Origin of the sequence: Sinomonas sp. G460-2, assembly GCF_047759905.1 — a bacterium.
In the GTDB taxonomy this organism is placed as follows: domain Bacteria; phylum Actinomycetota; class Actinomycetes; order Actinomycetales; family Micrococcaceae; genus Sinomonas.
Map to the genome: position 1 here is coordinate 13135 of NZ_JBKZWT010000004.1, position 17895 is coordinate 31029.

Consider the following 17895-nt stretch of genomic DNA (forward strand, 5'->3'; position numbering starts at 1 on the left):
CCGTCGTTCGCTCTTGAATTAGGGCACCCGAAACGCCGGAAGGCGGCGGTCGGCGTACCGGAGACGGTTAGACGGGGGCCGTGGGGGCCGCGGGCGGGACCGTCGCGAGTGCCTCGGTCGGCGGAGCCGCGCTGGGGGCCGCGACGCGGAGCCACAGCTGTCCGTCGACGTCCTCGAGCAGCGCGCGGTAAGTGTGCGTGGACCGCTTGATGTTGAGGTACGCGATGCAGCCCTTGGCCTTCGCGATCTTCTCGAGGATGATCTCGCTCGCGGGCACGAGCAGCTCCGGAAGCGACGACCCCTTGGTGTCTTCCTCGCCGATGCGGTCCCCGAACGCCGCGGTGTCGCGATCCGCGAGGATGCGCGCCGGGAGAACCCACTCGCCCCACACGCCCTTGCTCGGCAGCAGCGTCGGGGTCTGGCCCTCGGGGAGCGTCGCCGCGAAGTAACGCGTGTCGAAGCGCCGGTGCGCGAACTCGGGCGAGACCCAGTGCACGAGCGGCCGCAGGAGGTCCGTGCGCAACCCCAGGCCGCGCTTCGTGATCAGCTCGGCGAAGCCGATCTCCTGCGCCGCGACCGCCTCACGGGCCCGCGTCCAGTCGGGCGTGCCAGTGCCCTCGACCACGGTCGTCGCGTCCGAGCCGGCGAGGAGCACTCCGGTCTCCTCGAAGAGCTCGCGGATCGCGGCGACGACGTGGGCGCGCGCCACGGAGAAGTCGTCGACTCCGAGCATCTCGGCCCATTGGCCTACCGAGGGTCCGTACCAGTCGAACGTGTCGTGGTCCGTGTTCTGGACCGAGCCGCCGGGGAACGCGACGGCCCCGAGCGGCGAATTCCCGGGGCGATAGCCGAGCCACGTCTCCGTGCCTTCCGCCGAATCCCGTACGAGGACCACGGAGGACGCGAGCCGCGCGTTACGCGGCGGGCGGTCCCCTTCCTCAAGCCAACTGCGCGCCGCCCCCTGAAGCCGCTTGGGGACGATGAAGCGGCGGCTATGCGAACTCTGCAATCAGCTCCACCTCAACCGGGGCGTCAAGCGGCAGCACCGCGACGCCGACGGCGGAACGGGCATGCGCGCCCGCCTCGCCAAAGACCTTCCCGAGCAGCTCCGACGCACCATTAACAACCCCGGGCTGGCCCGTGAACGAGGGGTCCGAGGCCACGAAGCCCACGACCTTGACGATCCGCGTGACGCGGTCCAGGTCGCCGATCTGTGCCTTGACGGCCGCGAGCGCGTTGACGATGCACAGCTCCGCGTAGCGCTTGGCGTCCTCCGCCGTCACGTCCGCGCCGACCTTGCCGGTCGCGGGCAGCTGCCCCTTCGCGAACGGGAGCTGCCCGGACGTGTAGACGAAACCACCGGCGACGACGGCCGGAACGTAGGCGGCGACCGGCGCCGCGACCTCGGGGAGGCTCAGGCCGAGGTCCGCGAGGCGGCGTTCGACGGCGCCGAGGGCCACCGCCTCCGGCGCGGCGGACTGCGATTCGCTCATGCCTGCTTCTCCCTCTTCATGTAGGCCACAAGGCCGTTTCCGCCCGGTCCGGGGACGACTTGGACAAGCTCCCAGCCGTCCTCGCCCCACTGGTCGAGGATCTGCTTCGTCGCGTGAACGATCAGCGGTACGGTGGCGTACTCCCACGTGGTCATAAGGTCCAGCGTAGTCGGTCCCGTTAGACTGCCCTACATGGCGTCTGGCAAGAATCCTCTGTTCGACACGGCCACCACGCTCGGCAAGATCCTCGCTTTCCTTGGCGTCAGCGCGATCTGCGGGGTTCTCGTGGCGGGGCTCATGGTGCCCGCTGCGGCCGTGACGGGGAGCGCAGCAAACGGCTCGGTGCAGTTCTTCAACAGCCTCCCGAGCGAGCTCACGGTCTCCCCTCCGGGGCAGGTGACGAAGATCGTCGCGTCTGATGGGTCGCAGATCGCGACCCTTTTCAATGAGAACCGGACGCCACTCAAGCTCGATCAGATGTCGCCGAACATCAAGAACGCGATCGTCGCTGTGGAGGACTATCGCTTCTACGAGCACGGCGGCATCGACATGACGGGCATCCTCCGCGCCCTCGTCTCGAACGTCCGCGGCGACAAGCAGGGCGCCTCAACGCTCACGCAGCAGTATGTGACGAACGTCATCAACGAGAACCTCGTGGCGCAGGGCAAGGACGCCGATGTGGTGCTCAACGGCCAGAAGGGCGTGGGCGACAAGCTGCGCGAGATGAAGCTCGCGATCGCGCTCGAGAAGCAGTACTCGAAGGATCAGATCCTCGAGGGCTACCTCAACCTCGTGTTCTTCAACCGAAACGCCTACGGCATCGAGGCCGCGGCCCAGTACTTCTTCTCGGTTGACGCAAAGGACCTCTCGCTCCCCCAGGCGGCGCTCCTCGCGGGCCTCGTCAACAGCCCGTCGCTGTACGACCCGAGCACGCATCCGGACAACTCGATCAAGCGCCGCAACCTCGTACTCGATGCCATGCTGCAGCACGGGTACATCAACCAGAAGGACCACGACGCCGCCGTCGCGACGCCGATCCAGCTCAAGGTAAACCCGCCCAAGCAGGGCTGCCAGTACGCCGCTCAGGCGCAGTACTTCTGCGACTACGTGGTGCACCAGATCGAGAACGACCCAGCGTTCGGCAATACGGTCGACGAGCGCGATGCGAAGCTCCTCCGGGGCGGCCTAACCATCAAGACCACGCTCGACTCGCGGCTCCAGGGGGCGGCGCAGACGCAGGTGGACGCGACGGCGGGAGCGAACCCTGATCAGTGGTCGGCTTCGCTCGTGACGGTCCAACCGGGCACCGGCAAGGTCCTCTCGATGGCCCAAAACACCCGAATACTCAAGGGCCAAGGCAAAGACTTCATCACGTCCTATAACTTCAACGTCGACAGCGCGGATGCGAGCGGCAACGATCTGGGCGGCCTCGGCGGCATGCAGCCCGGCTCAACCATGAAACCTGTGACGCTCGCGGCGTGGCTCAACGAGGGCAAGCCGACGAACCAGATCGTCGACGCGTCCAAACGTGTCTATCCGCTGAACTATCCGTGGAAGACGACGTGCCAGAAGGTCACGGGCGCGTTTGACAGCTCGCAAACCTCGCTCGGCGCCGCCGACGACCTGCAGAACGATGAACCCCAGTGGTACCGGCCCATGTCCGTCCGCGAGGGCATCTACCAATCGATCAACACCGCGACGTTCGCCTCCGCGGCGGGCCTGAACGACTTCTGCGACATCCAGCGCGCCGCGGACGCGATCGGCATGCACGTCGGCACCGGGAAGGACGAGAAGCTGAACCTCTCGACGCTCGGCAACCTGCTCGGTGGTTCGAACGTCGCCCCGATGACGATGGCCAACGCGTTCGCGACGTTCGCGAGCAACGGCACGTACTGCACTCCGATGTCGATCACCGACGTGGTCGACTCGCAGGGCAAGCGGATCGGCGGCCAGGCCCCGAGCTGCCAGGCCAACGCGATCAAGCCGGACGTGGCCAAGGCCGTGACGAACGTGCTCCAGGACGTCCTCACGAAGGGCTCCGGCTACAACATCAAGGATGACGCGGGCCAGACCATCAAGGTGGGCGTCCCCGACGCCGCGAAGACCGGTACAAACCAGTACAACGCGCAGACGTGGGTTGTCGGCTACACGAAGGGGCTCGCCACGGCGTCCTTCTTCGGTGATGCGTTCAAGCCCGCCGGCCACAAGGGCACGGACGTCACGATCAACGGGAAGTACTACAAGAGCGTTGATGGTGCCTTCATCGCCGGCCCGCAGTGGGCCTACTTCATGCAGAAGGCCGCCCCGCTGTACGACCATGGCGACTTCGACGCCCCGCCGTCGGCCCTGATCAACTCGGCGCAGTCCCAGCCGCAGCCCAAGAACACCGATAACGGCAATGGCGGTGGCCAGACCCAGGCCCCGTCCGCGCCGGCCCCGACCCAGACGAAGCCCGGCAAGGGCAACAACCCCTAGTGGCAGAGCTGGGGAACGCGCAGGCGGGGGCGCTGGCCCGCGCCACGCGGCGGACGACGGCGGCCCTCGCCACGGGCGCAAAGCGCGCCGGCCTGCTCGCGGGCATGGCGGCGTCGGTCGGCGTCGCGGCCGCGGCGTACGGCTGGTGGGAGAAGGACCAGTTCGGCCTCCGCACGGAGACCGTCCCGGTGCTCCCCAAAGGCTCGGCGCCGCTGCGCGTCCTGCACCTGAGTGACATCCATTTCGTTCCCGGCCAGACCAAGAAGGCCGAATGGCTCGCGGGCCTCGCCGAGCTGGCCCCAGATCTCGTGGTCAACACGGGCGACAACCTGAGCCACGTGGACGCCGTCGCTCCCCTGCTCGAGGCCCTCGGGCCCCTCCTGCGGTTCCCGGGCGTCTACGTCCCGGGGTCGAACGACTACTACGCTCCAGTGCTCAAGAACCCCGCGGCGTACCTGCTCGGCCCCTCGAACCGTCACCCGCTCCCCGACCGCGTGGCGCTCGACTGGCCCCGCCTCTCCGCGGGCTTCGGCGACGCCGGCTGGGTCGACCTCACGAACCGATCCCAATCGCTCGCCTTCAACGGCGTGCGCTACGACTTCTCCGGCGTGGACGATCCGCACCTCAAACGCGAGCGGTACGCGGGCTGGCCGCAGGGCGCGTCGGGCCACGACCGGAAGCCGCACCTCAAGGTCGCGGTCATCCACGCCCCGTATCAGCGGGTCCTCGACCACTTCACGGGCAGCGGCGCGGACCTCATGCTCGCAGGGCACACGCACGGCGGGCAGATCTGCCTCCCTGGCTACGGCGCCCTCGTGTCCAATTGCGATCTTCCGACGTGGCGCGCCAAGGGCCTCACGACGTGGGAGCACGAGGGCCGCTGGACCCCGCTCAACGTCTCGGGCGGCATCGGGACGTCCCGCTTCGCGCCGATTCGCATCGCGTGCCGCCCCGAGGCGGTCCTGCTGACCCTCACCGCGCGCCGCTAGGCACCCTCGCACCTAATCCGGACCGGGCTCATCACGGCGAGAGCGATCGTGCTGCCGCTCCGGACGAACGTCCAGTTCTGCTGACGCGGTGCCTGGCGCCGCGGCGCCCGCGCGTTTGAGCAACGCTCACAGTGCCATGGCGTAAGGTAGTTTCCACAGCTAACTACTCCTGACCGGAGGTGTGAGCGCCGGCATGCCCAAGCAGGCCCCCGCCCTTGACCAAATCTCGTTTCGCGGCAGCCTCGCACGGCTCGCCCCGGAGGCCCGATCGATCGTCCCCCGGCTGATCGCCGGACTCGCGGTCGGGCTTCTTGCCTCCGTGCTCGCGGTCCTCGTGCCGCAGGTGTTCCGCGCCATCATCGATACGCTGCTCCGCCCGGGAGCCGGGCCGTCGGCAGTCGTGTGGGCCGCCGCCGTCGTCCTCGTCATGGGAGTCGTCGAAGCGGCCCTGACGTTCCTGCGCCGCATCTTCGTGCTCGACCCCGCGACCAACGTCGAGACCTCGCTACGCGTCAAGCTCTACCGCCACCTGCAGCTGCTGCCCGTCTCGTTCCACGACGGCTGGGGCTCCGGGCAGCTTCTCTCGCGCGCCATGACGGACCTCAACCTCCTGCGCCGGTGGCTCGCGTTCGGCGCGATGTACCTCATCATCTCGTTCGCGACCGTGTTCGTGGGCATCGCGATGCTCTTCACGATCTCGTGGCAGCTAGCGCTCATCTTCCTCGCGGCCGCGATCCCGATCAGCGTGTACAGCTTCCGCTTCCGCCGCCAGTTCGTCGCGGTGTCCCGCCGCAGCCAGGACCAGGCCGGGGACCTCGCGACGGCGGTCGAGGAGTCCGTCCACGGCATCCGCGTGCTCAAGGCGTTCGGGCGCAGCCGCGAGGCGCTCGAAAGCTTCGCCCTCCAGGCCGAGGAACTGCGCGATACGGAGGTCACGAAGGCCCGTCACCTCGCGATCTTCAGCATGGTCGTGACTCTCCTCCCGGAGCTCGCGCTGGGGTCGGGCCTCATGGTCGGGCTCTGGCTCGCGGGGACCGGGCAGATCACGGTCGGCGCCCTGGCCGCGTTCTTCGCGACCGCGGCCGCCGTCGCGAACCCGGTCGAAATGTCCGGCGCGCTCGTGGGCATGGCGCTCACCGCGAAGACCGCGATCGACCGCCACTACGAGGTCATGGACGAGCCGATCACGATCGCCGACCCGGACGAGCCAGCGAGCATCGCGGCGCCCCACGGCGCGCTCGCCTTCCGCAACGTGCGCTTCGCGTTCGGCACGCGCGCACCGCGCAAGGCCGCGGCAGCGAACGACGGCGCGGGGGCGATCCTGCGCAACGTCAACCTTGAGCTCGTCCCCGGCGAGACGATGGCGCTCGTGGGCGTCACGGGTTCCGGGAAGACCACGCTCCTGGCGCTCGTTCCCCGCCTCTACGACGTGAGCGGGGGCTCGGTGGAGATCGACGGCGTCGACGTCCGCGAACTCACCCTGCCCGAGCTGCGCCGAGCCGTCTCGGTCGCGTTCGAGGACACGACGCTCTTCTCGAGCTCGGTGCGCGACAACGTGCTGCTGGGAGCGGACGTGCGGGAGGGGCCCGAGGCGGAGGCGCTCCTCGACGAGGCGCTCGACGTCGCGCAGGCCCACTTCGCGTACTCCCTGCCGGAGGGCGTCGACACCCGCATCGGCGAGGAGGGCCTGAGCCTCTCGGGCGGCCAGCGGCAGCGCATCGCGCTGGCCCGCGCGATCGCGGCGAAGCCCTCCGTGCTGGTCCTCGACGATCCGCTGTCCGCGCTCGACGTCGCCACGGAGGAGCGCGTGGAGGGTCGCCTTCGCGACGTGCTCACCGACACCACGACGCTCATCGTCGCCCACCGTCCCTCGACCGTGGCCCTCGCGGACCGCGTGGCGCTCCTGCGCGACGGCGTGATCGACGACGTTGGGACCCACGCCGAGCTGCTGGCCCGGAATGGGCACTATCGATACGTTATCGCGAGCCTCGACTCGGAGCCTCGGGACCTCGACACCGCGCTCGACACCGACGACAACCTGGACGATCTCGAGGAGGCCCGATGAGCTCCGCGCCGCGCACCGCCGCGGAACGGGACCACGCGGAAGACGACTACGACCTGAACCGCGAGGATTCCCGCGCGGTCCGGCGCCGGTCGCTGCGACTCCTCGCCTCGCTCATCCGCCCCGTGCGGGTGCGGTTCTGGCTCACGCTCGGGATGGTCGTCATCTCGCAGGCCACGAAAGCCGCGGGCCCGGCAATCATCGCCGCGGGCGTCGACTTCGCGCTCCCCCGGCTCATACACGGGGATTCGACGCTCGTGTGGCTCACGGGCGCCGGTTACCTCGCAGCGGCCCTCACCACGGCGCTCCTCACCGCCGGCTACGTGACGTCGACGGCGAAGCTCAGCCAGGCCATGCTCCTGGACCTGCGCGTCCGCGTGTTCCGGCACACGCAGCGACTGAGCCTCGACTTCCACGAGCACTACACGTCAGGGCGAATCATCAGCCGGCAGACCTCCGATCTCGAGGCCCTGCGCGAGCTGCTCGACTCCGGTGTCAGCTCTCTCGTCTCCGGCGTGCTGTTCATGATCTTCACGGCGGCCACGGTGTTCCTGCTCGACTGGCCGTCCGGCGTCATCATGCTGCTCGCCGCCGTGCCCATGTTCTGGCTCGCCCGGTGGTACCAGGTCCGCTCGCAAGTCACGTACCGCGCGTCCCGCGTCGCGTCGGCGCGGCTCATCGTGCACTTCGTCGAGACCATGACCGGCATCCGCGCGGTCAAGGCCTTCCGCAAGGAGCCCGAGAACAACCAGGAGTTCGGTGTGCTCGCGGAGGACTACCGCAAGATCACGGCGCGCTCGATCCAGCTCAACGGCGTCCTCCAGCCCGGCCTCGTGATGATCGGCAACATCACGGTCTCGGTCGTGCTCCTCGTCGCGGGGCTGCGGGTGCTGAGCGGCGGCCTCGCCGTCGGTGTGCTCCTCGCGCTCGTGCTCTCGGTCAAGCGCTTCTACCAGCCGATCGCGGACATGGCGATGTTCTACAACTCGTTCCAGAGCGCCCAGGCCGCCCTCGAGAAGGTCTCGGGCCTGCTCGAGGAGGTCCCCACCGTCCTGCCGCCGCGCGAGCCCGTGCCGCTCCCTGACCCCCGCGGCAACGTCCGCTTCAACCAGACCGAATTCCGCTACGGCGACGGCCCCGTGGTTCTGCCCGAGTTCAGCCTCGACATTCCGGCCGGACAGACGATCGCGCTCGTGGGCGCGACGGGTGCGGGCAAGTCGACGCTCGCCAAGCTCGTGGCGCGCTTCTACGACGTCTCCTCGGGTGCGCTCACGCTCGACGGCGTCGACCTCCGCCGGCTCTCGACGCCCGACCTGCGCCGCGCCGTCGTCATGGTCACCCAGGAGGCGTTCCTGTTCAGCGGCACGGTCGCGGACAACATCGCCCTGGGGCGGCCCGCGGCGACGCGCGCCGAGATCGAGGCGGCCGCGAAGGCCGTGGGCGCCCACGAGTTCATCACGGCGCTGCCCGACGGGTACGACACGGACGTCAACAAGCGAGGTGGGCGCGTTTCCGCGGGGCAGCGTCAGCTCATCTCGTTCGCGAGGGCCTTCCTCGCGGCTCCCGCCGTGCTCATCCTCGACGAGGCCACCTCGTCGCTCGACATCCCGTCGGAGCGGCTCGTCCAGGCGGGCCTACAGCGCCTGCTCGCGCGGCGGGGTCGGACGGCGATCATCATCGCCCACCGGCTCTCGACCGTGGAGATCGCCGACCGGGTCCTCGTCATGGACGGCGGGCGGATCATCGAGGACGGGACTCCTGAGGAGCTCATCCGCGGCGGCGGCCGCTTCGCGGCGCTTCACGGGGCCTGGCAGGACTCGCTCGTGTAGGTACATGTCGCTGACCCAAGTCACCTTCTCGTGGGTCCGAGTCACCTTCTCGTGGTCCCAAGTCACCTTCGAGCACGGCAGTCACCTTGAGGGCGACTTGTCGGCGAGAAGGGCACTGCGCTCGGCGACAAAGTGACTGCGAGGAGAGTCGCAGCCGGACCCCCGCGATTTCGCGTCGGGCCGCCGGATCGGGTACTCTAGATGAGTTGCTTGGGGAACCTGTTGGGGGATCTGGGCGACGGATCGGGATGTAGCGCAGCTTGGTAGCGCGCTTCGTTCGGGACGAAGAGGTCGCAGGTTCAAATCCTGTCATCCCGACCAGGAAGCCACGGAAACTCAAGGGTTTCCGTGGCTTTTCAGTTGGTGAGACTTGACCCGGTCATCGAAAACCCATCTTTTTGACCTCCCCGCGACGGCTCGGCGCTGCTGCATTCCGGCAGACCGCCGACTGCTCCGGCTGCCTCCGGTCCTTGTGGGTGAGCGCGGCGCACCTGCGCGCCATGGACACCGACCACACCGCCGAGAACCCTTGGGGGCTGGAGCCCCTGCTCGACGTCGGCGAGCTCGCCTCGTACCTGCGCATTCCGCTCTCCACGGTCTACGACTGGCGCAGGCGCGGCCTGGGCCCGCGCGCCTACCGCTTCGGCAAGCACCTGAAATTCGCCGTCTCGGACGTGCGGGCCTGGATCGAGCAGCAGCGCGATCCCGGGCCGCCCTCGCCTGCGGACGGGAGGTGAAACGGTGAGCCGCCAGCGCCTGCCCATCGGCACCTTCGGCGAGATCGGCTACCTGCCCGCCGCCGGCGGCCGGAGCGTCGCCCGGGCCCGCTACCGCGGCTGGGACGGACGGACCCGGCTCGTCCAGGCCGCCGGGGCGACCCGAAAGGCCGCCGAGCGCGCCCTGAAGGCCAAGCTCGCCGAGCGCAGCCTCTTCCAGCCCTCCTCCTCGAAGCTCACCGCAGACAGCCCGTTCCCCGAACTGGTCACGTACTGGCTCGAGGACCTCGACCTCGACGACGGGCTCTCCAAGCGGACCCGGCAGCTCTACGAGCGGAACATGCGCACCCTCGTCATGCCCGCCTTCGGGAGCCTGACCCTGCGGGAGATCGGGGTCGCCCGGTGCGACAACTTCCTCAAGCAGCTGGCCAAGCAGAGCTACAACCGCGCCAGGCAGGCCCGCGTCGCCCTCCGCCTGGCCCTCGGCCTGGCCGTCCGGCACGAGGTCCTGCCGCGCAACCCGATGGACCACGTCTCCCGACTGCACCGCCCGGCGTCCACGCCGAACGCGCTGACGCCGGCGGAGGTCAACGCGGTCCGCGCCGCGATAGCGCTCTGGGAGGCCGGCCGTTCGCCGTCGGGGCCGAGGCCGGACGGGCAGCTGGGCGCGATCGTGGAGGTCATGCTCGGCACCTCGGCCCGCATCGGGGAGGTCCTGGCCATCCGTCGCCGAGACATCGACATCGCAGCGGCACCGCCCTCGATCCGGATCGCCGGCACGATTGTCAGCCACCTTGGCGAGCCGACCCTGCGGCAGGACCACCCCAAGACCGCGAAGTCCCGCCGGACCGTGGCCATCCCCTCGTTCACCGCCGAGGCCGTGCGCCGCCGGCTGGCGAAGCTGGAGGACCCGTCCCTGGATGCCCTGCTGTTCTGCACCCGGGAGGGAACGCCGCTGACGACGAACAACGTCCGCCGCCAGCTCCGCCATGTGATGGACCTCGCCGGGATCACCGGGGTCACCCCGCACATGTTCCGCCGCACCGTCGCGACCGCGATCAGCGAGGAGGCCGGCGTCGACCTCGCCGCCGAGCTGCTCGGCCACACGGATCCGAAGATCACCATCCAGCACTACATCCGCCGCAACGAGATGGTGAACCCTGCCACCGCCGAGATGCTCGAGCGCGCCTTCGCGAAAGACGAGGTTTGATCTTCCCCGGCTGCCAGCCTGCGTGCGAGGCTGGGTGGTGCGGGACGGCAGCGCCGTGAATAGCAGTGCCTTGGTCTCCCGCGGTGGTAAGGCAGGTGGTGGTCTGTTCGCAGACGAGGGTGGTCAGGTCGGGCAGTTCTTTGGGGTTGGAGGTCCGGGCGAGGATGACGTTGGCGATGGAGGCTCCGACCATTTTCGGCGTGCCTGCGCGAGCGACGGGGGATACGGGCATCGTCGTGCTGCGATTGCGCTCGCACGGTGCCGCCACCGTGGCGGCACCGTGCGACCTGGGCTTTTGCCCGCCGACCGTCGTCGCTCCCGCTGCAGGTATCGGTGCAGGGCGGGGGTGCTTGATGCACTTCTGTTCGGCGCGGACGCGCGCGAGCGCCTCGGCGGCGAGATGTTCCAGATCGGCGGCGCGGGTCTGCGCCTCGGATGCTCCGGGCCGGGCGGCGTCCTGTCTAGCACCCTGCCGCACCGCTGCATCGATCCCCCACCAGTTCCACCGAGGCGCGGTCACGGAGCGCACCGGGTTGGTTGGAATCCTCGGCGAGGCACCGCAGTTCGCTGGTCCCTTCAAGGCTCGTGCACGAGTGTCGGCCGGTGACCATAAGCGCGGCCCATTCCCAGGTCCTCCGGTTCGCATTTGACGGTGGGGCCACGGTGGCCCCACCGTGTGACCTGGGGTTATCCGCGGTGCCGGTGAACCGTGAGGCCTCCGGACGACGAGTCTGGTGCAGACGTACTCGACCCTCGTACGAGCTGTGGCCGCGGACCATTCCAGCAGGGTGAACCCATACCGGTGCTTCCGTTTGAGGCTCGTTGTGCTCATCGATGACTCACCTCCCAGCAAGTAGGTGCGCACGCGCTCCCCGGCAATCGAGGTCGGTGCGGTGCCGGGGCGGACACGGTCAGCTCACCACCCGATCCTGGACGGGCCGCCCCATCCCTCTGCCTCGACGCAATCCCGACATCCAATCCTCGGCCCGTCGTCCAGGACGATCTGGAGCAGCTGGTCCGCCTGGCCTGGGCCGGCGAGCCCGTCTCGGAGGGACAGCTGTGACCGGAGAGCAGGAGCGCCGCGAGCAGGAGCTCACCGATCGGGTGGTCGCCTCCTTCGAGAACACACCGGGCAACCCGCGCCTCAAGTACCTCATGGAGACGCTCGTGAAGCATGTACATGCCTTCGTGCGAGAGGTGCGGCTGACCAAGCACGAGTGGAACGCCTGGATCGACTTCCTAACCCGCGCCGGACACATCACCGACGATCGCCGTCAGGAGGTCGTCCTGATGTCCGACATCCTCGGCATCTCGATGCAGACCATCGCGGTCAACAACGAGGCGTACAAAGACGCCACCGAAGCGACGGCGTTCGGCCCGTTCTTCGTGAATGACGCCCCGCTCATCGAGAACGGCGGCGACATCTCCGGCGGCGCTCCGGGCGAGCCGAGCTGGATAGAAGGCTCCGTCCGGGACACCGAGGGCAGACCCATTCCGATCGCCCGCATCGAGGTGTGGGAAGCCGACGACGAGGGCCTCTACGACGTGCAGCACGACGACGGCAGGGTCTACGGCCGCGCACACCTGTTCAGCGACAACGACGGGAACTACAGTTTCTGGGGCCTCACCCCCACCCCGTACCCAATCCCCAGCGACGGCCCAGTGGAACAGCTGCTGGAAGCCGTCGGCCGTTCGACCTACCGCGCGGCCCACCTGCACTTCATGGTTTCCGCCGAGGGCTATCGGACTCTGGTGACGCACATCTTCGTGGATGGTGACCCCCAACTGGACAGGGGTGACTCGGTGTTTGGCGTCAAGGATTCACTGATCAAGAAGTTCACCCACCACGAAGCGGACGAAGCCACCCCGAACGGCCGCGCACTCCCGGAAGGTCAGACCTGGAGCCATGTTCGCTTCGACATTGTGCTCGCGCCCGGGGACGACTGAACCGCAATTGATGGTCTGCACCAAAGCGAGGTGATCCTGTTGCCCGCCGGACTGCGGTCACAGAGGTCTTGTGTCGGAACTTCGCGCGCGTCGCATCTGCTCTAGTCACCGAAGACGGCGGGCGCCGAGAAACGCGTCTGCCGAGACCTCACGTAATCGTCTACCGAACCGGGAGCCGGAAAGTCGACAGTCGCCTCAGCCTCTGCACGACCCGGCCGAGACCGTGCAGGCTCACGGACAGGAGGATGAGTGCACCGAGGGTGATCTGCTGGTAGAGAGGGTCGAGTCCGAGGAGGTTGTAGCCGTTCCCGATCAGTGCCAGGAACATGACGCCGACGACCGATTTCCAGACGGTGCCCTCGCCGCCCATGATGCTTGTCCCGCCGACGACGATGCTGGCGATGACGGTGAAGGTGAGCGCGTCTCCGCCGTTCGAGGCCTGGGCGCTGAGCACGCGCGAGGAGTCGATGAGGCCGCCCAGGCCGGCCGCGGTGCCGCTGATGACGAACGCGGCGATCCGGACCCCGGAGACGCGGACGCCGGCCAAGCGCGCGGCATTCTCGTTGCCGCCGACGGCGTAGAGGTACCGGCCGAAGGTGGTCGCCCAGAGCGCGACGCCCAATACGCAGACGACGATCAGGGTGATCCATGTGGAGGAGAGGACGCCGAGTATCCGGGTCTGGGCGAGGACCCCGTAACCGGGCTGGGAGTACAGGGTGATGCTGTTGCCGCTGGTGGCCAGCGAGGCGACCCCGAGCACGACGAAGGAGACGGCGAGCGTTGCGATCAGGGCGTTGACCCGCAAGTACACGACGACGAGGCCGTTGACGAGCCCGACCAGTGCGCCGAGCGCGAGTCCGGCCAGCCCGGCGATCGGCCCGCTGCCCTGCTGGGCGAGTCCGGCGGAGACGACGCCGCTGAGCGCGTAGACCGCGCCGACGGAGAGGTCGAATCCTCCCGATACGAACAGGAGTGTCCCGGCGGCGGCGATGATGAGGATCGATGACTGCTGGTCGATCAGGTTCAGCAGGTTGGCGCTCGTTGCGAACGGGGCGCTGGCAAAGGCCAGCACGGTGAAGAGGATCACCAGCGGTATCAGCACCCCCGATCTGCGGAGCTGCGCAAGGATCGGGATCAGGCGGGGTGCTGCCGGCCGGGGTCCTCGGGTTTGGGTGGCAGGCTGCGTCGCAGTCATGGGGTGTTTCCTTTGCTCGCGGGCCGCGCAGCCAGGGCGGCGGCCAGGATGCGGTCTTCACGGATGTCGTCACCGTCGAGTTCGTCGGAGATCTCGCCCTGGCGCATGACGACGACGCGGTGGCACAGGCCGATGAGCTCTTCGGGTTCGGAGGAGATGATGAGGACCCCCAGGCCCTCGGAGGCGAGCGAGTGGATGAGGTCGTAGATGGCCGCCTTCGCGCCGATGTCGACCCCCCTGGTCGGCTCGTTGGCGATCAGGGCGATGGTCTCGCGCATCATCGCGCGGGCGAACAGGACCCTCTGCTGGTTCCCGCCGGAGAGGGTCGAGACGGCGAGCCGCGCGCGGGCGGTCGGCGCTCCGAGCCGCGTGAGCAGGTTCGTGACCCTCTCGGCCTCCAGTGCCCTCCGGATGATCCCGGCCCGGCTCAGGCCCGAGAGTGCGCCGATCGAGGTGTTCTCGAGGATCGGGCGGACGGGGAAGAGCCCGTCATCGGCCCGGGACGCCGGAATCATGCTCAGGCCGCGGGCGAGTGAGGCCCGCGGCGACGCGGTCCTCAAGGGCGAGCCGGCGACCTCGACCGTGCCTCGGGTGATCGGGAGGTCGCCGAAGAGCGCGCGGCCGAGCTCGGTGCGTCCCGAGCCGTCCAGGCCCGCGAGGCCGACGATCTCACCGGCCCTGACGTGGAGCGAGACGTTCCGGACTCCTGGGGCGACGATGCCGCGGCCGGCGAGGACACTTGGCTGGGTGGGGGCGACTGGAGTCTTATGCGGGAACACGCTGGAGAGCTCGCGGCCCAGCATGGCGCGCATCAGCGATGCCTCGGTCTGGGTGTGTGCGGGCCCGGTGTGGACGAGCCGTCCCTCGCGCAGGACGGTGATCGTGTCGGCGAGGGCGAGCACCTCCTTGAGGAAGTGGGTCACGATCAGGACCGAGGCGCCGCGCCGTGTGATGGACCGGATCGTGGTGTGGAGGGCGCGTGCCTCTTCCTCGTTCAGGGCAGCCGTGGGCTCGTCCATCACGATGAGGCTCGCCCTGCGGGAAACAGCTCGCAGGATCTCCACCTGCTGCCGCTCCCCCAGCGAGAGCGAGCGGGCCTTGGCCGAGCCTTCGAGCCGGAACCCGGAGCCGGCGACGAGGCCTTCCCAGTCGGCGTGCAGCTTTCTCTTGCGGACGAACCCCAGGGATTGAGGCTCCACTCCGAGGAAGACGTTCTGCTGCACGGTAAGGTCCGGGACGAGCGAGATCTCCTGCTCCATCCCGGCGATGCCGGCGAGAAGGGCGTCGCGCGGGGACCTCAGATGAACGGCATGGCCGTCAATGTACACCTGGCCGGTGTCGGGCTGCAGGGCACCGGCGATGATCTTCCCGAGCGTGGACTTGCCTGCGCCGTTCTCCCCCACGAGGGCGTGGACCGTGCCGGGCCTGATCGACAGGCACACGTCCTGCACCGCGCGGATTGCGCCGAAGGCCTTGGACACGCCGCGGACCTCCACACCGGTGAAGGTGCCTTCGCCGCTCATCCCGGGCGCCGTTCAGGGCGGTACCGGAGGCCCGGACACGCTGCTGCGGCCGGTGCCGGGCAGGGGTGATCGTCGTGCGTCATTGCACTCCTTCAGAATGGTCGACGGCGACTGCACTGGAATCGGCGGCAGCTGCCGTGGGATACGTGCCCTACTGTTGGTCTTTCGCCGCTTCGTACCCGGAGGGCGTCTCCTCGGCGTAGCGTTCGGCGAAGGTGCGCCCGCCCTTCATCTTGTCGTGCCATCCCGCCTCGATGATCTGGACGGTCACGACCTCCGCGGGGGCACCGATCGTGGCACCGAGTGCTTCGGTGATGGCGGCCATCATGGCTCGCTTCTGCTCGCGCGTTCGGCCTTCCGCCATGTACACGTGGACCTCGGGCATGTCTGTACCTTCTTCGGTGTGGGGATGGGGCTAGCGTTCGACGGCGATGAGCTGGAAGTCTGCTTTTTGTGGGTCCGGGGTGGTGAACCGGGCGTTGGAGAAGTAGAAGCGGTTCCCGAATCGGGCCATCGCGGTCGGGGTGTCGAAGCGCTCGTCGGTCCAGCGTTCACGCACGGTGCCGTTCTGCCCGTCGTCCGAGAGGTCGATCACCGACACCAGGTTGGGGAGGTTCTGGACCACGTAGAGGGTGTTGCCTTCCAGGACCAGGCCGTCGCCTCCTGGGACGGTCTCCCGTGCCAGGTCTACGAGCGTGGTGGCTCCGGTCTCGGTGTCGACGCGGAAGAGCTTTCCGGTGTTGGTCTGAACCACCAGTACGGCGCTCTTGTCCGGGGTGAACGAGATCCCGTTGGAGTTGAAGTTGTCCGAGAAGGCCTCGCCGTACCGGTACTGGAAATCCCCGGTCATGGGCAGGCGGATGATCTCCTCGTCCGAGGGGAGCTCGCCGTAGGGGCCGAGGGGGAACTTGTACAGCACCGGGGAGAAGGAGTCGGTGATGTACGCGAAGCGCGGTGTGTGTACGAGGTCGTTGATGAAGGTGTTCTCGCCGCCGAGCTGGTAGCGCCGGATGACGTTCCGGGTCTTGGTGTCGATGACGGAGAAGGACCCGTCGATCCCGCCGCAGACGAACAGCCTCCCGTAGGCGTCGAGCGAGACGCCGACGGTGGTCGGGCCGAGGGACTCGTGGAAGACCTCGTAGGTGCCGTTCTCGAAGTCGACGCGGAAGATCTCGCCGGTCTTCAGGGAGGACATGTAGGCGAAGGGGCCATCGCCCACGGCGATGCACTCGGGGCCGGTTCCGGTCCCCATGGCGATCTCGGTGGGGTACTTGAGGCTGGTGGTGCGCGTGTCGTTGGTCATTGCGGTTGTTGCCTTTCTCGCCGTTGAGAACGATGAATCGGATGCTTACTTTCCGGCGGCCTGGAGCAGGCCGACGGCTGCAAGATCAGCGCGGAGTTCGGCGCGCTGCTCCTCGGTCAGGGAAGGCAGGGGCGCCCGCACGTCTCCACCGGCCATCCCGAGCTCCTTGGCCCATGCCTTGATGAACGGCACCTGCAGGGTGCGGTCACGCAGCCATTGGCCGTGCAGCCACTTCGAGTTCAGGGCCCGGAGCGGCTCGAGCGTCGCCGCGACCTCGGCGGCCTTCTCGAACTCGCCCCGCAGGGCGAGGTCGGTGTACTCGCGCATCGGCTGGTAGTCCTTGGTCTGGTAGAGGAAGGGGATCGAGGAGGACATGTAGACCGATTGGCCGTGGTCGCGGATGTTCTCGAGCCACATGCCCTCGTTCGCCTCGCAGACGAGAATGCGGTCGCCGACGAGGCCGAGCGTTTCGAGGTACCGTGTGTGGTCGTGGCCGACCTTGATGCCGCAGACGTTCTCCAGGTCTGCGAGCTCGTCGATCAGGCCGAGGGGCAGTGTGACTCCGGAGAAGCTGGTGTCGAAGAGCCAGACCCCGATGTCGACTGAGGAGATCACCTCGTGGAACCACCGCCGCAGGCCCTCCTGGGATGCCGGCGGGTAGTACGGGCTGATGATGACGGCGAAGTCGGCGCCCGCCTTCTCGGCGTGACGGGTCAGTTCGATGGTGTCGCGGGCCGAGTGGTGCCCCGTATGTGCGAGCACCGGGATCCTGCAGGAGGCCGCTTCGACGACTGCCTCGACGGACTTCATGCGCTCGGCGTTGGTCAGCGACCAGAACTCGCCCATGACGCCGGTGGTGAAGACCCCGTCGATGCGCAGGTCCTCGACGAGGTAGTCGATGTCTGTTCCGATCGCTCCCAGGTCCAGTTCGCCGTCTGTGGTGAAGGGTGTGGTCAATGCCGCCCAGATCCCCGTGAACTCCTTGCGGGCGGCAGCCTTCGCCTCGCTGCGTGCATAGCGCGCCATTGCACTCCTCCTGCGTCTCGTAAATGGGCCTTTCAATCTGGCCTAGCCACTTTGATTGAAGCACCGCCCGGGTTTCGTGTCAACGGCGAATCGGCCGGGCTGGCAAAAGTGGCTTAGCCGCTTATGA

General features: G+C 68.3%; 15 protein-coding genes and 1 tRNA gene. 8 read left to right on the forward strand and 8 right to left on the reverse strand.

Annotated features, from left to right (window positions below):
- Positions 1-67: 67 nt before the first annotated feature.
- Genes ACLN58_RS01025 through ACLN58_RS01035 form a run of 3 tightly spaced genes read right to left on the reverse strand, consistent with a single transcriptional unit; the run spans position 68 to position 1648 of the window.
- Positions 68-1009: an NUDIX hydrolase gene (locus tag ACLN58_RS01025; protein ID WP_415853416.1), complete on the reverse strand. Its 942-nt coding sequence runs from the start codon at positions 1007-1009 to the stop codon at positions 68-70.
- Complete coding sequence (locus ACLN58_RS01030; protein WP_415853417.1) at positions 993-1493, reverse strand: RidA family protein; 501 nt, start codon at positions 1491-1493, stop codon at positions 993-995. The genes ACLN58_RS01025 and ACLN58_RS01030 overlap by 17 nt, the downstream gene beginning before the upstream one ends.
- Positions 1490-1648: a DUF4177 domain-containing protein gene (locus ACLN58_RS01035; RefSeq protein ID WP_138414528.1), complete on the reverse strand. Its 159-nt coding sequence runs from the start codon at positions 1646-1648 to the stop codon at positions 1490-1492. The genes ACLN58_RS01030 and ACLN58_RS01035 overlap by 4 nt, the downstream gene beginning before the upstream one ends.
- A gap of 37 nt (positions 1649-1685) precedes the next feature.
- On the opposite strand from ACLN58_RS01035, the gene ACLN58_RS01040 reads away from it, so the two are divergent.
- The 8 genes from ACLN58_RS01040 to ACLN58_RS01075 all read left to right on the forward strand — a co-directional run bounded on the left by ACLN58_RS01040 (position 1686) and on the right by ACLN58_RS01075 (position 12721).
- The gene (locus tag ACLN58_RS01040; RefSeq protein ID WP_415853418.1) at positions 1686-3968 is read left to right on the forward strand and encodes a transglycosylase domain-containing protein; all 2283 of its coding nucleotides are present in this window, start codon (positions 1686-1688) and stop codon (positions 3966-3968) included.
- Between the two features lie 104 nt (positions 3969-4072).
- Entirely contained in the window at positions 4073-4957 is an 885-nt protein-coding gene (locus ACLN58_RS01045) for a metallophosphoesterase (protein ID WP_415853451.1), read from the forward strand.
- 193 nt (positions 4958-5150) lie between these two features.
- The gene (locus tag ACLN58_RS01050) at positions 5151-7022 is read left to right on the forward strand and encodes an ABC transporter ATP-binding protein (RefSeq protein WP_415853419.1); all 1872 of its coding nucleotides are present in this window, start codon (positions 5151-5153) and stop codon (positions 7020-7022) included.
- Positions 7019-8848: an ABC transporter ATP-binding protein gene (locus ACLN58_RS01055; RefSeq protein ID WP_415853420.1), complete on the forward strand. Its 1830-nt coding sequence runs from the start codon at positions 7019-7021 to the stop codon at positions 8846-8848. Before ACLN58_RS01050 ends, ACLN58_RS01055 begins: the two co-directional genes overlap by 4 nt.
- A gap of 244 nt (positions 8849-9092) precedes the next feature.
- Positions 9093-9169, forward strand: a tRNA-Pro gene (locus ACLN58_RS01060).
- Between the two features lie 155 nt (positions 9170-9324).
- Positions 9325-9585, forward strand: coding sequence for a helix-turn-helix domain-containing protein (locus tag ACLN58_RS01065; protein ID WP_415853421.1), 261 nt, complete (start codon positions 9325-9327; stop codon positions 9583-9585).
- A 4-nt stretch (positions 9586-9589) separates the two neighbouring features.
- Positions 9590-10774 (forward strand): tyrosine-type recombinase/integrase, encoded by a 1185-nt coding sequence (locus ACLN58_RS01070; protein WP_415853422.1) that lies wholly within the window; start codon positions 9590-9592, stop codon positions 10772-10774.
- 1059 nt (positions 10775-11833) lie between these two features.
- Entirely contained in the window at positions 11834-12721 is an 888-nt protein-coding gene (locus tag ACLN58_RS01075) for a dioxygenase (protein ID WP_415853423.1), read from the forward strand.
- 160 nt (positions 12722-12881) lie between these two features.
- Here the strand turns inward: ACLN58_RS01075 and ACLN58_RS01080 are convergent, their stop codons facing one another.
- From ACLN58_RS01080 to ACLN58_RS01100, 5 genes are all read right to left on the reverse strand, one after another.
- The gene (locus ACLN58_RS01080) at positions 12882-13916 is read right to left on the reverse strand and encodes an ABC transporter permease (protein ID WP_415853424.1); all 1035 of its coding nucleotides are present in this window, start codon (positions 13914-13916) and stop codon (positions 12882-12884) included.
- The gene (locus ACLN58_RS01085; protein ID WP_415853425.1) at positions 13913-15439 is read right to left on the reverse strand and encodes a sugar ABC transporter ATP-binding protein; all 1527 of its coding nucleotides are present in this window, start codon (positions 15437-15439) and stop codon (positions 13913-13915) included. Before ACLN58_RS01085 ends, ACLN58_RS01080 begins: the two co-directional genes overlap by 4 nt.
- A 151-nt stretch (positions 15440-15590) precedes the next feature.
- On the reverse strand, positions 15591-15824 hold the full coding sequence (locus ACLN58_RS01090; protein ID WP_415853426.1) for a tautomerase family protein: 234 nt from the start codon (positions 15822-15824) through the stop codon (positions 15591-15593).
- 30 nt (positions 15825-15854) lie between these two features.
- Positions 15855-16742 carry an SMP-30/gluconolactonase/LRE family protein gene (locus ACLN58_RS01095; RefSeq protein ID WP_415853427.1) on the reverse strand — a complete coding sequence of 296 codons (888 nt, stop codon included), beginning with the start codon at positions 16740-16742 and terminating at the stop codon, positions 15855-15857.
- Between the two features lie 45 nt (positions 16743-16787).
- A complete protein-coding gene (locus ACLN58_RS01100; protein ID WP_415853428.1) occupies positions 16788-17768 on the reverse strand; it encodes a dihydrodipicolinate synthase family protein in 981 nt (326 codons plus the stop codon).
- Positions 17769-17895 lie beyond the last annotated feature (127 nt).

Coding starts and splice junctions, on each gene's coding strand:
- ACLN58_RS01030 (WP_415853417.1), bottom strand. CDS start 1,493: ATGAGCGAATCGCAGTCCGCCGCGCCGGAGGCGGTGGCCCTCGGCGCC.
- ACLN58_RS01035 (WP_138414528.1), bottom strand. CDS start 1,648: ATGACCACGTGGGAGTACGCCACCGTACCGCTGATCGTTCACGCGACG.
- ACLN58_RS01040 (WP_415853418.1), top strand. CDS start 1,686: ATGGCGTCTGGCAAGAATCCTCTGTTCGACACGGCCACCACGCTCGGC.
- ACLN58_RS01045 (WP_415853451.1), top strand. CDS start 4,073: ATGGCGGCGTCGGTCGGCGTCGCGGCCGCGGCGTACGGCTGGTGGGAG.
- ACLN58_RS01050 (WP_415853419.1), top strand. CDS start 5,151: ATGCCCAAGCAGGCCCCCGCCCTTGACCAAATCTCGTTTCGCGGCAGC.
- ACLN58_RS01055 (WP_415853420.1), top strand. CDS start 7,019: ATGAGCTCCGCGCCGCGCACCGCCGCGGAACGGGACCACGCGGAAGAC.
- ACLN58_RS01080 (WP_415853424.1), bottom strand. CDS start 13,916: ATGACTGCGACGCAGCCTGCCACCCAAACCCGAGGACCCCGGCCGGCA.
- ACLN58_RS01085 (WP_415853425.1), bottom strand. CDS start 15,439: ATGAGCGGCGAAGGCACCTTCACCGGTGTGGAGGTCCGCGGCGTGTCC.
- ACLN58_RS01090 (WP_415853426.1), bottom strand. CDS start 15,824: ATGCCCGAGGTCCACGTGTACATGGCGGAAGGCCGAACGCGCGAGCAG.
- ACLN58_RS01095 (WP_415853427.1), bottom strand. CDS start 16,742: ATGACCAACGACACGCGCACCACCAGCCTCAAGTACCCCACCGAGATC.
- ACLN58_RS01100 (WP_415853428.1), bottom strand. CDS start 17,768: ATGGCGCGCTATGCACGCAGCGAGGCGAAGGCTGCCGCCCGCAAGGAG.